We start from the raw sequence: 13,669 nt of genomic DNA, 5'->3' as shown, positions 1-13,669 counted from the left end.
ATAATCTGTCTTTAAGCTCAGATCATGGCAACTCTGCTTGAACTTTACAATGATCTTGAGGCAAATATAAGCATCTTTAGACCTTATTTTATTCACAGATTAATAAACTCTTGATCAAAAGTAAAAGCATTTTCAATCCATTCCAGATCATAAGGGTATTGCGAAAAGTCATGCTGTAGGGTTTTTGCAAATTGCTGTTTAAAATCAAAACAAATCACGTCAAAACGATAGTAATAGTGTGCAAATTGTGGATTTTTCTGAATAAAGCACATTGCCGTCTTGAGCATCTTGCCCTGTTTTGCTTTCGACACCGACTCGATCGCTTGCGCATATCCGGTGTGTGCACGAGCTTTGACTTCAACAAAGATCAGCTCCTGTTCACGTACCAGAATCAGATCCAGTTCACCATAACGGCTGTGATAATTGGCTGTAAGCAATTGAAATCCCTGCTGCTGCATCAGTTGGGCGGCTTGCTGTTCTGCCCATGTACCTAATTGCTGTCGCATTATTCTCTTTCCCTGTTAGAGCAGCTTTACACCTGTGCCACTGTACTGAAAACATTGCGGAGTACGCTGGACACCGTGTTCAGTGATCTGAATCCGGCCGGTTCTGCCCTGAAATTCAATCGTTTGCAGCCGCGGCTGAGATAAATACTGCTGGGTGATGTGCCAGGCATCGCCGCCAAAAGCAATCAGGCGCTGATAAGACAGATTAACCGGTTCCTTGGCATAAGCTTGCAGCACATCCGGCCAATCCGCTAAGTAAAGCACTGGAACATCACAAAACTTGATCCCTTGTGGCAGCTTGTGCTGTTCGCTCATGGCATTGGCTACGGTATACATCCGTGAACGATTTAATTCAGGCATGACAGCCATCCATTCTGCATTGCCCAGAAACAATAATCCCTGCTTGGGCATTAAAAATCGTGGTGGTTTATCTACGATTTTAAATTTCAGATCACTCTGGCTCAGCAAGGACATCAACAACAGTTCATGCTCCGCTTCACTGCCCGGCTGGCGTAAAATCAGCAGTTGCCGAATCCCGTCTTTGAATAAAAGTGCTTTTAAGGCAGCGGCATCATCTTTCTTGGATAGACTGAACTGCCAGACATTGGGAGAGACATCAGCCACTTCATTCAGGCTGAGGGTACGTACTTTGGGTTTGCTGTTCAGCAGTTGTTCCACGTCGCTACGTGCCAATGGCCCCACCACCATTCTGGTCTTTTTATTGACATGCTGTTTAAGTAGCTGGGAGATATTTTTCTGATTGGCATTGACCCATTTCAGCGGAATCTTGTGTCCTGAAGCGGTATAGGCACTGAGAAAACCCTGTTTGATACTCGATGTAGCTCGCGCCAAAGGCCCGGATTCGGGTAGAATGATCAACACTTCTGCTTGAACGCTGCTGATGCAGCTGACTAAACACAAGCCTAATATTTTATTTTTCATCTTCCATTTTTTATTATTCAATTTATTCCACATGGAGAAACCTATGAGTGCTCAGTTATTTGTTGTTGCGACTCCAATCGGGCACTTAGATGATATTAGTTATCGTGCAATTCAGGTGTTGAAGTCGGTGAGTCTGATTGCTGCTGAGGATACACGAACTTCGGCACAGTTGCTTAAACACTTTAATATTCAAACACCTTTGACTGCATGTCATGAACATAATGAAAGCAACAAAATTGAGCAGCTGATCCAGCGTCTGCTCAATGGCGAAGATATGGCCCTGATCAGTGATGCTGGCACGCCCCTGATTAGCGATCCTGGTTTTAAATTTGTTCGGGCTGCTCAAGCGCATAATATCCGTGTTATTCCTGTGCCCGGTGCTTGTGCTGCCATTGCGGCCTTAAGTGCGGTCGGCTTGCCGAGTGACCGTTTCAGTTTTGAAGGCTTTCTGCCATCCAGACAAAGTCAGCGCCTGCTGAATCTGGAAAAACTCAAAGATGAAACCCAGACCTTAATTTTCTATGAAGCACCGCACCGGATTCTGGAATGCGTTAAAGATATGGCGAGCATATTTGGAGCAGACCGTCCTGTTGGCTTCGCGCGTGAAATTACCAAGACTTTTGAAACCATCAAGAAAATGACTTTAGGTGAACTGGTCGAATTCATTGCTAATGATCATAATCAGCAAAAAGGTGAAATTGTTCTGGTGATTGGCGGAGCAACCGAAGAAAAAGATCTGGATCAGGAAAAGCTGGATAAATTATTGAATCGCTTATTACAGGATCTGTCAGTCAAAGCAGCTTCACAACTGGCAGCAGATTTAACCGGTATCAAAAAGAAAGTGGCTTATCAACGTGCTTTAGAACTGACATCAGCCAACGATTAATATTCTAGCTATCTATCACTTTTATTTTTGCAAAAAAAACACCACAACTGATGTGGTGTTTTTTTATAAAGCCAAGTCAAGGAATGACTTATTCTTTAGCTACTGACTCATCTGCCGGTACTTCAACGATACGGCCGCCACTTGCGAGAAAAGCCGCAATTTCGTCTTCAAGTGCCTGACGCTTCTTTAACTTTGCAGTCACTGTCAAAGTTTCAGCTTCTGCAAGATCGTTATCATTGACGACCTCTGTACTCTCTGTTGCGCCTTTTTCAGCTGCTTTTGCTTCATCATCGTCAACGATTGAATCTTCAACGTCGTCGTCATAATCATTCATGTCTGTCATTTGCATCTCCCCCAAAATGAGCGCTCGCTTTGTATTTAAAGCCAGGTGTCGAATTAAGTGAAATTTAGCAATCTATGTGGCATTCGCCTAGTACCAAATATTAAAAAATCGTATTTTTTTTAAACAAAATCGTTACTCTTTATGGATGTTTGTTTAAAAAATTTACATTTCAACCCTAAGCTGCATAGCGTGTGTCTTTAAGTAAACTCAGACCATTGGCCTGTGCCATAAATGCATCTTTTAACATTGGCTGATTTTCTACCTGTTTCAGACCGAAATTACGTGCCCAAACCATCGGGAAAAATGAAGTCGTTTCCATCCAGCCAATCGCAGACATGCTGTGCATCATGGCATCGTTTTGTCCTTTACGGCGGTGCTCATAACGCTTCAGGCTTTGCTCATGTGCCCAAACACCACGTGACTGATCATGCAGCAATACATCACAGAGCACGGCAGCATCCAGACAGCCAATATTCACCCCTTGACCTGCCAGCGGATGAATCACATGGGCAGCATCACCAATCAAAGCCAGACCATCTTGAACATAGTATTGGGCGGCACGTGCTTTTAATGGAAAAGTCGCACGTGGTGTAGCTTGTACGACCTCACCGAGCATATGATGACTTTCACGGGTCAATAGCTGTGTAAAGTCAGCATCTGACAATCCTGCATATTCTTCAGCATAATCATCCGGCAAAGTCCAGACGATGGATTGCCAATGTCCCTGCTCTTCTTTTTTTAAGCTGGCCATCGGTAAAAAAGCCAGAGGGCCGGTTTCCAGAAAAATCTGGCGCGCCATATGCTGATGGGGCTGTGCAGTTTGAATCGCACAGCTGATCCCGGCCTGTTGGTAATCCAGCACATCAATATCAATGAAAGCTTGCTCACGGACAAAGGAGTTGGCACCATCTGCACCAATCACCAGTTTGGTTTTAAGCTGTGTGCCATCGGCCAGATGAATGATCCAGACACCGACTCCGCGTTCTACCCGGCTGACTTTAACTTCGGTACGGTAATCCTGTACATCGTCAAGCATCTTTTGCTGAATAGCCAGATTCAGGATACTCGGTTCCACCATCGAACCTAAGGCCTGTTCTACTGAGGGTATTTTTTCTGAAGGCTGGCCGAAATTAATATCACCATAGCCATTTTTATTCCAGACCTGCATACCGGTATAAGGCTGCTGACGTGCCAGTTTTTCCCATACACCGACTATTTTTAATAGGTGAATGGTTGCCTGACTCAGCGCCAAAACACGTGGATTCGCTACACCTAATGCCTTATCTGCATCTAAAATTGGGGCAGCGTCTAAAACTGTAGGCTGCACACCACCTTGCGCCAGCAGAAGTGCAGTCAGTCCACCGACCAGTCCACCGCCAATAATGACCACATCCAAGATTTCGTTATTTTGATTTAAGCTCATGCTTTTAATCCCATGGCATAATTCGCAACCAAAGGTTTAATGCCTGGAATATTTTCAAAGCAGATTAAGCCTGTGTTACGCATCAGTTTGAGGAATGGATTCTGGTTACTAAAACCGCGTACCACTGAATCACAGAATTTAATGACCCGCTGCTGATCTTTCAGGCGTGATTTTTCGTAGTCCTGTAGCATGGCTGCATCACCTAAATCAGCACCCTGCTCAAGTTGCTCTGCCAAATAGCGATTAAGCACATAAGCATCGCGCATACACAGGTTAAAGCCCTGTCCGGCTACAGGATGGATGGTATGTGCAGCATTGCCCATCAATACCACACGGCCAACGGCCTGTTTTTCTGCCAGGACTTGAGACAATGGGAAGCTAAAACGGCGACCGGTTTTCTGGAATTTTCCGGCACGATCGCCATAGGTCTCTTGCAAGGCATCAAGAAAATGCTGATCATTTTCATCGCCCAACCATTCACCTTCTGTGCCTTTTTTTACCGGCCAGACCACGGAACGGCGATATTCACCCGGCAATGGCAATAACGCCAAAGGGCCTAAATGACTGAAACGCTCAAAACCGACATGACCATGGGGCTTCGAGGTTTGTACTGTGGTCACAATCGCGACCTGATTATAATCGTGTTCTGAAGTACCAATGCCCAATGCTTTACGGCAGAAAGAATCACGACCGTCTGCGGCAATAACCAGCTTGGACTGTAATTTTAGTGATGATTCACCGCGCTGAGCTTCGATATAAGCAAAGTCTGTATCTTGAGTCAGTGAGGTCACCTGCACACCATCAATCAGTTCAATCAGCGGCTGTTGTTTCACTTGGGTCAGCAGCACACGGCCGAGCCAGGCATTTTCAATCACCTGACCGAAACTTTCGACTTTTTCCTGTTCTGCTTTTAGGCATGCCTTACCAAAGCTGCCTTGTTCGGTAATATTGACTTCCAGAATTGGTGTGGCATGTTGCTGTAGTGCATCCCAAAGGCCGAGTTCCTGATAGATCTGTACACTACGGCGCGACAAGGCACTGTTACGCGCATCAAAACTGGAATGATACGGGGCAAGATGTTCATCATCATAATCTGGATATTTGATGGCTTCTAAAAGTTTGACTGCAATATTGGTTTTCGCCAACATCAGTGCGAGGCTTAAGCCCACCATACCACCACCGACAATGATGACTTCTTGTTGCATGCTATAATCCTTTCAATGTCGTATCTAAGTCAATAGATACTTATAATCATGATGGATTTTATATTAGCTCAAAAAAATTCTTTTTTATAATGAAATAGCGTGTCTCGCATCTGATGTTTATTGTTTCCGGGTGGCCAACCAGCACAGAATTGCTCCAGCCGTAACCATTGCCACACCCTGCCAAAAACCAAAAGACAAAGACGTACTCAGCAATAATGCTGCAAATAAAGCAGATAACACCGGAGTAAAATAGGAAGCACCCGCCATTAATGTCATGTTTCCAGAAATAATTCCAATATTCCAGGCACCATATCCCAAACCTAAAGCTCCGGCTGCCATAATCAAAGTGACGGTATTATCATAAGTAAAATTAAGCGCTGCTCCATTCATCAGGAAATATTTGATCCAGAGCACAACCGCAGCAAGGGCAAAGAATATCGTGACCAAGTTTTTACCTTGAGAAGTTTTTACGGTCACGGAACAATATGCAGCCCACAAAACCGCTGCAGCAAAAGCTAAACCATAACTAAGAGGATTAGCTTTCAAATTGCTCCATATTTGTAAGAGATCAAAGCCGGTATCTCCGCCTAAAACCCAACAAATTCCAACCAAGGCCAATAGGCAACCAGGAAGAATTAAGAGATTGGCTTTAACGTTGTTAAAAATGATTGCAAATAATAAGGTAAAAGTCGGCCATAGATAATTAATCATCCCTACTTCAATGGCTTGCCGACTATTTTGAGCATAACCAATAGAAAGGGCAAAACATAATTCATAAGCAACAAATAAAAGACTTCCCCACCATAAATAAGGCTTTGGAATAGTAGAAAGCTTGGGTAGACCGATGGTAAAAAATAAAATAATGGATGCCACACTGTAAATCAGGGCAGCACCTGCGACCGCTCCAAAACTCTCACTGACACTACGAATTAAGCCAACATTCGTACTCCAGAAGATGACCGCAGAAAGACCAATTAAAGTCGCGACATTTCGATTAAATACCGGTAGAGCGTTTAAGAGCATGAGCTATTTACTCAGAATCAAAGATATTCAGATATATGCTTTTTTAGTTTTAAAGATTAATTTTTCGACTCATTCAAATCATGCAGTGAATCAGAATGATAGTAAATAATGCAGACTTAAATTTTAGATAAGAACTGTAACTTTCAGCTAAATTTATAGTTTTGTATGACTAAAATTGGCACAACATTTATTTTTTTAAATCGTCGCTTAGCTTTTAAGGAGAACTAAGATCTACAGCTTGGAGGTAAAAAAATCATTTGTTTATGGACGTTTTTTCCTCATAACTCCGCTATTTTATGGCTATCCAAACACCCAAAATGCCGTCTCTGTCAGCCAGTCATCTAGCTCAAATCACCATAATAAAAACGGAGCCTCAGCTCCGTTTTATTGATAACTATTCCATCCACTCAAGCCGAATTTTAATTATTTAAAATCAACCTTGTAGGGATGTAAGTCATATAGATTAATCGTTGGCGTATTAACGCACCACTCGGCTATGCGGCTCAGTGTGATGCACTGTTTTTCCTAATTTCGTACCGGTATAGATCAGGTACAATGCCGACAAACCAACCAGTACATAAACAATTCGAGAAAGCGCAGTCATATCACCAAAGATTGCAGCAACCAAATTAAAGTCGAATGCACCAATTAAACCCCAATTGATGCCACCAATAATTGTTAAAGCGTAAGCAATCCAGTCAATCGTATTTAGTCTCATAAGTCTTCTCCTGCTGTTCTTTAAGTTTATTTAAGGATCAGAGAAAGTATGAGAAGCAAAGCGCATTTAATATGTAGCTTTGATGCTAAAAACCGATTTTCTGTGTTGAATTCCTGTCAATTTTTAAGCTGCAAATTTTAACTGGGTGAGTTTTATTTGACTTGTTCGTGATAAATGTAATTGAAATCTTTTTTACTATCGTTGCGCAATCTCTCAAAAGATCTGGCTTCAAATCTATTAAAGCAGTCATAAAAAAAGCCGATCTAAGGATCGGCTTTTCATGTCTCTAAAATTAAGCAGCCTGTGCTTTCGCCATTAATGCTTCAATGTCTTCTACCGTTTTCACGACTTTCGCGGTTAACACCAGCGGGCCATTTGCAGTGGCCACGACATCATCTTCAATCCGGATGCCAATGCCACGCCATTTTGCATCCACAGTTTCATCATCAGGTGCAATATATAAACCCGGCTCAACGGTGACCACCATGCCTTCTTCATACGGACGCCATTCACCATCGACCTTATACGCGCCAACATCATGCACATCCATACCAAGCCAGTGACCCGTGCCATGCATGTAGAACTGGCGGAAAGCTTCTTTTTCTATAATGTCGTCGATATCACCTTGCATCAAGCCAAGATCAAGCAGACCTTGCACCAGGATGCGCACAGCAACATTGTGCGGTTCTTTATAGGAGTTGCCAATTTGCACGGCATTGATCGCAGCGATTTGGGCATCCAGTACCACGTTATACAAGGCTTTCTGTTCCGGACTGAATTTACCATTCACTGGAAAGGTACGGGTAATATCTGAAGCATAAAGCTGATATTCAGCCGCGGCATCAATCAACACCAAATCACCATCTTTCAGTGCTTTATCATTTTCTACGTAGTGCAGGATGCAGGCATTTTCACCGCCACCGACAATACTGTTATAGGCCGGAACACCGCCATTCTTGCCAAAAATATAATTCAGCTCGGCTTCGAGTGCATATTCCATCATGCCCGGACGTACTGCTCGCATCGCTTGAGTATGTGCATCTGCCGAAATATCTGAAGCAATCTGCATCAGTTCAATTTCATTGTCATCTTTATGCAGACGCATTTCGTCAATAATACGATCCAGCTGAATCACTTGAGCAGGTGCAGACGTACCACGCCGGCTTTCACCACTTGCAGTCGCAATCCATTTCGCTACACGTGCATCAAAATCCGCGTTGTGGCCAATGCGATAAAATAACTGGTCTTTATTTTGTAATTTTTCCAGAATTCCTTCATCTAGCAGATCAATCGGATAGGCTTCATCTGCATCATAATCCTGCATCGCCCCATCAATCCCTGCACGATAGCCATTCCAGATTTCCATTTCCCGGTTACGTTCCCGGCAGAATAAACTATAGCTATAGCCTTCTTCTTCAGTGTCAAAGGTTTCAATCACAGCCACAGCTTCAGGTTCTGAAAATCCGGTTAAATAGAAGAAACTACTGTCTGCACGGTATTTATAATCTGCATCACGGTTACGCATCGCCACCGGACTGGTCGCGATAATCGCAATACTGCGTAAACCAATTTCCCCTGCGAGAATACTGCGACGTTCCTGAAAATCAGCTTGTGTTAATTTCTTCATTACACCTTACTTCTTGTCAATTCATGCTTTTATTGAAATATTCTCTTGAAAACAGAACATATATTCTAATGAAACAGCAAAATATATGCCTGATTTCAAGCAGTGTGATGACATAGCTAACTATTTAGTTAGCTTGGACGTTTAGGCGAGAAAATTTCGACCACGCTTTGCGCCTCTGTAGCAGAAACCTGAGGCTGCACTTTTTGTGTCAATTGCTGCAAGAGTGGCGTTTCCTCAACCTCCACTTTCTTACGTCCCAAAGACAGGCTCACTGGAATCAGGCGCACAAATTCATACAATTCCTGATAGCTTTCTTCACCTTCGGCATCATCGTCTGATTCTTCAAACTCAACCGCGGCTACATCTTGTAAATGTTCAATCAGTTCTACTTCGTCCTGACGAATATGACCAGAAGCCAGACCAAAACCTAACACCACGCCTGCGCACCAGTCCGCCAATGCCTGCACACGTTCTGAGAGCACATGCTCATCATCTGGAAGCAAAGGTAAATAATCCAGTTCATCTTCAGACAATGCATGGAAAACATCTTCAGCTTCGCCAGTCAACAGTTCTAATGCTTCGGCATCCAGTTCAGGCACATCCAGTGTTTCTAAAATCTGTAACCATTCTTCACTGCTCGGTGCCTGGGTGACACAAACAATCCCGGTCAGCAAACCATGCAGTTCACTCGGGCTAGAAATTTCCTCAATTGAAGAAAAATTGCGGTGCCATTCGGTCCAACCTGAAATATCGTCTTGCATTCGTTTATCCAATCTCTATACTGCTTATATATTACCTCTGTTTGCAACACTGTGCGACCTCGATATGTTAGAAGAATTACAGCGTCTACAAGTGCAGATTGGCGTGTTAAAAACGCGACTCGCACGGCTTGAAAGTGAGAATTCCAGTTTGCGCGAAGAGCAAGACTCTTCCATGGTGCAACATCAACAGCAAATTGAACAAAAGAACAGCGTGATTGCGCAAAAACAACAAGAAAATGAACACCTGACCGAACAGCTGACAGATTCTCGTGCCCAGTTTCAACTGCTCAATAATGATGCAACTGCACTGGCAGACCGTTATGGCCGTCTGGAAAAAAGCTGTACCGATCTGAAAAACCGTTTTCAGGAAATTCTGGCTGAACGAAATGAACTGCGGGTTTTGAAGGAAAAGATGCTGATCGAACAGCGTCATGCCCAACAGGAAATTCAGCGCCTCAATCAGGAATCTGAGCGTTTAACCCAGAAAAATGAAAATGCCAAAGCCAAAGTTGAGGCGATTATTCAACGTCTGGCAATTCTCGGCACTGCGCAGGATCATCATGCACAAGAAATCCAACAACTGGCCCATCCGACTGAAGTGACTGAGGAAGCCTCATCATGAGTGAACAAATTGCAATTGATCTCAGAGTATTGGGGCATAGTTTCCGTTTGGCCTCTACTCCTGACAAGCAGGAAGAATTAGAGCGCGCGGCACAGTTATTGAATGATAAATACGATGAATTTCGTCGTAAAGCACCACGCATGGAACCCAGCAAGCTGATTATCATGGTGGCACTTGAGCTGATGCAGGAAGTCTTGAACATGAACAGATCACTTCAACAATATGCGCATTGCGAGCGTTTGTTACAAACCATTTTAGAAGAAGTTGAGGAACTAACAGAATAATCTCATATTCTGTTTAAACTTCGGCCATTTGGCTGAACTGTTTACAGTTCATGAACAGCATAGAGTTGCCACACCGACATTATCGTTTATAATTAACTTATCTCTGAGGTGTTCGCCAGTGGGTCTATATCCCTGCCGATACTTATATCTCCGGATGCGTTCTGCATATTTAGAGTGTATGCCTGCCTTCGTGCAGGAAACCCAGCAAGTATGCGTCGCGTCCACCTTGAACTCATCGGGTTCAGGGTAACGACATGCAGCGGCATCTTCGGAGTACTTTAGTTTTTTGCTTAAAATATACTTATAATTCTCTTAAAATCCTTTCTAAATTTTCTCTCAGTTCTATATTTCAGTATTTATCTCGGTCATTTTTCAAAGTTCATTTTATTCATGCCATTATCTGGTAGGCCTATAAAATGCTTAACAAGAAAATCGCTTTAACTTTCTTTTAAATACACATTGAATTTTCAAGTTATTTGATCTCGATCTAAAATAAACATGGCCCAGATTGCGGCAGGAATCCAGCCTAAAATTGAAATCTGCAGCATGAGACATATTGTTGCTTCAACCGGTTTGTGAATGGTCATAAATAATGACCAGGGGAAAATAAAGGCAATCATCAACTTCATTTTAAATACCCTCTTGTGTTCGTGTTTGCAATTTTAATATCCAGTTTTTACTGGACTCTGTGTTCGCTCTTTTTAGAGTTATCAAAAAAATATGCATGCTGTATCATTCTAAAAAACATCTCAAAAGCCTAATTCAGTTAGCTTAAATGCAGCTTAAAAATTATTTTAAATCAGCTTAGCGAACTTATATTTTCAGTTATCGTCTTGACGTTTTTATGAAAAAGACCTTGCTTTCACTCGCGCTGCCCAGCAGCTTTTCACTCGACTGAAACCCCTCATCTTTGGGCTGTTTAGGTGAAAACTGATTGCTACTTGGCAGCCGTATTCAAGGGTGATACCCGCCAAATCACGTCACCGACATCATCAGCCACTAAAATAGCGCCTGCAGAATCTACGGTTACACCAACAGGGCGCCCAAATGCTTTGCCCTGCTCGCTTAAAAATCCGGTTAAGACATCTTGAGGCTGACCGAAAGGCTGGCCATTTTGAAAGGGAACAAAAATCACTTTATAGCCACTATGCGGTTTGCGGTTCCATGAGCCATGCTGGCCAATCAGTGCACCATTTCGATAATGAGGCATCAGATCTGCTGTATAAAAACTTAAGCCCAATGATGCAGTATGATTACCCAAGGCATAGTCTGGTGGAATTGCTCGTGCCACCCGTGCAGGGTTTTGCGGCTTGACCCGTGTATCTACATGTTGGCCATAATAACTATAGGGCCAGCCATAAAAAGCACCGTCTTTAACCGAGGTGAGATAATCTGGAACCAGATCATTGCCGAGCTCATCACGCTCATTGACTACCGTCCAGAGTTTGCCACTCTGTGGTTGCCAGTCCATACCATTCGGATTACGAAGTCCGGTCGCAAAAGGTCGTGCTTGAGCATTAGCCAGGTCAAATTCCATGATCAGTGCCCGGCCCTGTTCCTGGTCTAAGCCATTTTCAGCTACGTTACTGTTGGAACCTACCGTAATATAGAGTTTGCTGCCCGTAGGATTGGCAATGACATTTTTGGTCCAGTGATGGTTTAAACGACCCGCCGGTAAATCCAGTACTTTGGTGCCGGTTGCAGTAATTTGAGTAGCACCTGCTTGATAAGGAAAGCGCATCAGGGCATCAGTATTGGCCACATACAACATATTGCCGACCAGTACCATGCCAAATGGAGAGTTGAGATTCTGTAAAAATACAGTTTTTTGTTCAGCGACTCCATCACCATTACTGTCACGAAGCAGACTAATGCGGTTAGCACTCGGATGCGATGAGCCGGCTCGCTGCATTACCCATTTCATGATTTTGCCTTTAATTCCTTTGCTATCATCAGGCTTGGGTGGTGCATCGGTTTCGGCCACCAGCACATCACCATTTGGCAATACATAGAGCCAGCGCGGATGCTGCAACCCTTTGGCAAATGCCTGAACTTTTAAACCTGTAGCGGGAGTGGGCATTTTACCCTCAGGCCAACCTTTGGCAGGTGCAATATTGACTGTAGGCAGCAAGCTGGATTTTGGTTTGGGTAACTGTGGCTGGGAACCATAACTGTCAGCAATTGGCGACTTGGATGGCATAGTACAAGCCGTCATCGCCAGCAGAAGTGCCAAGCCTGCACCAGGCAAAAAAAAGTGAACCGGCTGAATAGGCATTTTTATCTCTTGTTATTTTTTATCGTCATCGACTTACTTTAAAAAACAATTGGAGATGCTACTAGCGGCTTGATGTTTTTTCTGGTTATGAATTGGTTATCAATTTTGAAGTAGATTTGTTTTTTTGTCGTAGCAGCATGATGCACAAGAGCTAAAAGAATTCTGATCAGCCATTCGATTCAGGGATTGTTGTAGTTCATCCAAGCAAAGCTCTGTTTTAAGGTTTCAGATACTGTTCAAAAGAAAAGCCCATCTTTTGATGAGCTTCTACGTGCAGATTAGACCTGAATGATCCTAAACCTAGAGAATCTATGAATAAGAGAGTCGGATATTCGTCTGAAATACTTCAAAAAACAATTAAGGGAAGTCCTCCAAACAGCTGGGTAAGATTGTGCTACACAGCCAGATCCACTGGAATGAAAGATAAGATCCGTGGCTCTCAACCACGAAATGCCGCTTCAATCGCGGAGATGTCAATTTTCTTCATGGTCATCATTGCATCAAAGGCGCGTTTGGCGGCGGCACGGTCAGAACTGGTCACTGCCTGAATAAGCACAATTGGTGTAATCTGCCAGGAAATGCCCCACTTGTCTTTACACCAGCCACACTCGCTTTCCTGACCGCCATTGCCAACAATTGCATTCCAGTATCGGTCGGTTTCTTCCTGATCTTCAGTTGCCACCTGAAATGAGAATGCTTCGTTATGCTGGAATGCCGGGCCACCATTTAGTCCAATGCAGCTAATACCCAGCACCCTAAAGTCAACGGTGATGACATCGCCTTCTTTTCCAGAAGGATAGTCTCCGGGTGCAAGGTTGATCGCGCCAATTGAGGAGTCAGGAAATGTCTCGGCATAAAATCGTGCAGCAGCTTCAGCCTCGTTATCATACCAGAGGCAGATGGTGTTCTTCGCAATATTCATCATGTTCAATCTCCATTGATTTAGGTCTTACGCGCTCTGCCTAGGCACAATGTGTTAGGGTGTGTCCTCATTTGGCTTTGCACCAAATAAATATACAGGCTATACGAATCATAGATTTATAATTGCGTGCCA

General features: G+C 43.5%; 15 protein-coding genes and 1 other RNA gene. 4 read left to right on the top strand and 12 right to left on the bottom strand.

Annotated features, from left to right (window positions below; all coding sequences use genetic code 11):
* Positions 1–92: 92 nt before the first annotated feature.
* On the bottom strand, positions 93–506 hold the full coding sequence (locus GVV58_RS14115; RefSeq protein ID WP_005096365.1) for a YraN family protein: 414 nt from the start codon (positions 504–506) through the stop codon (positions 93–95).
* Between the two features lie 15 nt (positions 507–521).
* Positions 522–1,481: a penicillin-binding protein activator gene (locus GVV58_RS14110; RefSeq protein ID WP_159516803.1), complete on the bottom strand. Its 960-nt coding sequence runs from the start codon at positions 1,479–1,481 to the stop codon at positions 522–524.
* A gap of 10 nt (positions 1,482–1,491) precedes the next feature.
* On the opposite strand from GVV58_RS14110, the gene rsmI reads away from it, so the two are divergent.
* Complete coding sequence (gene rsmI / locus GVV58_RS14105; RefSeq protein WP_005096362.1) at positions 1,492–2,334, top strand: 16S rRNA (cytidine(1402)-2'-O)-methyltransferase; 843 nt, start codon at positions 1,492–1,494, stop codon at positions 2,332–2,334.
* An 88-nt stretch (positions 2,335–2,422) separates the two neighbouring features.
* Here the strand turns inward: rsmI and GVV58_RS14100 are convergent, their stop codons facing one another.
* From GVV58_RS14100 to GVV58_RS14070, 7 genes are all read right to left on the bottom strand, one after another.
* Positions 2,423–2,677 (bottom strand): hypothetical protein, encoded by a 255-nt coding sequence (locus GVV58_RS14100; RefSeq protein ID WP_005171865.1) that lies wholly within the window; start codon positions 2,675–2,677, stop codon positions 2,423–2,425.
* A 175-nt stretch (positions 2,678–2,852) separates the two neighbouring features.
* The gene (locus tag GVV58_RS14095) at positions 2,853–4,100 is read right to left on the bottom strand and encodes an FAD-dependent monooxygenase (RefSeq protein WP_159516802.1); all 1,248 of its coding nucleotides are present in this window, start codon (positions 4,098–4,100) and stop codon (positions 2,853–2,855) included.
* On the bottom strand, positions 4,097–5,305 hold the full coding sequence (locus GVV58_RS14090) for an FAD-dependent monooxygenase (protein ID WP_159516801.1): 1,209 nt from the start codon (positions 5,303–5,305) through the stop codon (positions 4,097–4,099). Before GVV58_RS14090 ends, GVV58_RS14095 begins: the two co-directional genes overlap by 4 nt.
* 117 nt (positions 5,306–5,422) lie before the next feature.
* On the bottom strand, positions 5,423–6,328 hold the full coding sequence (gene yddG, locus GVV58_RS14085) for an aromatic amino acid DMT transporter YddG (RefSeq protein ID WP_074383056.1): 906 nt from the start codon (positions 6,326–6,328) through the stop codon (positions 5,423–5,425).
* Between the two features lie 478 nt (positions 6,329–6,806).
* Positions 6,807–7,046 carry a DUF378 domain-containing protein gene (locus GVV58_RS14080; RefSeq protein WP_005096354.1) on the bottom strand — a complete coding sequence of 80 codons (240 nt, stop codon included), beginning with the start codon at positions 7,044–7,046 and terminating at the stop codon, positions 6,807–6,809.
* 292 nt (positions 7,047–7,338) lie between these two features.
* Positions 7,339–8,673: a Xaa-Pro aminopeptidase gene (gene pepP, locus GVV58_RS14075; protein WP_159516800.1), complete on the bottom strand. Its 1,335-nt coding sequence runs from the start codon at positions 8,671–8,673 to the stop codon at positions 7,339–7,341.
* A gap of 128 nt (positions 8,674–8,801) precedes the next feature.
* Entirely contained in the window at positions 8,802–9,434 is a 633-nt protein-coding gene (locus GVV58_RS14070) for a UPF0149 family protein (protein ID WP_159138035.1), read from the bottom strand.
* 64 nt (positions 9,435–9,498) lie between these two features.
* Between GVV58_RS14070 and GVV58_RS14065 the strand changes: the two genes are divergently transcribed.
* The 3 genes from GVV58_RS14065 to ssrS all read left to right on the top strand — a co-directional run bounded on the left by GVV58_RS14065 (position 9,499) and on the right by ssrS (position 10,618).
* The gene (locus tag GVV58_RS14065) at positions 9,499–10,056 is read left to right on the top strand and encodes a hypothetical protein (RefSeq protein ID WP_100328787.1); all 558 of its coding nucleotides are present in this window, start codon (positions 9,499–9,501) and stop codon (positions 10,054–10,056) included.
* Positions 10,053–10,340: a cell division protein ZapA gene (locus tag GVV58_RS14060; protein ID WP_004279505.1), complete on the top strand. Its 288-nt coding sequence runs from the start codon at positions 10,053–10,055 to the stop codon at positions 10,338–10,340. Before GVV58_RS14065 ends, GVV58_RS14060 begins: the two co-directional genes overlap by 4 nt.
* A gap of 97 nt (positions 10,341–10,437) precedes the next feature.
* Positions 10,438–10,618: non-coding RNA, 6S RNA (gene ssrS, locus GVV58_RS14055), on the top strand.
* 189 nt (positions 10,619–10,807) lie between these two features.
* Here the strand turns inward: ssrS and GVV58_RS14050 are convergent.
* From GVV58_RS14050 to GVV58_RS14040, 3 genes are all read right to left on the bottom strand, one after another.
* Positions 10,808–10,969, bottom strand: coding sequence for a YqaE/Pmp3 family membrane protein (locus GVV58_RS14050; protein ID WP_005096350.1), 162 nt, complete (start codon positions 10,967–10,969; stop codon positions 10,808–10,810).
* A 308-nt stretch (positions 10,970–11,277) separates the two neighbouring features.
* A complete protein-coding gene (locus tag GVV58_RS14045; protein ID WP_252721276.1) occupies positions 11,278–12,555 on the bottom strand; it encodes a sorbosone dehydrogenase family protein in 1,278 nt (425 codons plus the stop codon).
* Positions 12,556–13,054: 499 nt separating this feature from the next.
* The gene (locus GVV58_RS14040) at positions 13,055–13,537 is read right to left on the bottom strand and encodes a VOC family protein (protein ID WP_171255735.1); all 483 of its coding nucleotides are present in this window, start codon (positions 13,535–13,537) and stop codon (positions 13,055–13,057) included.
* Between the last annotated feature and the right edge of the window lie 132 nt (positions 13,538–13,669).

The organism is Acinetobacter sp. 18QD2AZ41W (assembly GCF_009829025.1).
GTDB lineage: Bacteria > Pseudomonadota > Gammaproteobacteria > Pseudomonadales > Moraxellaceae > Acinetobacter > Acinetobacter pseudolwoffii.
The sequence above is the reverse complement of the archived record's forward strand: the minus strand, read 5'-3'. Positions and strand labels throughout refer to the sequence as shown.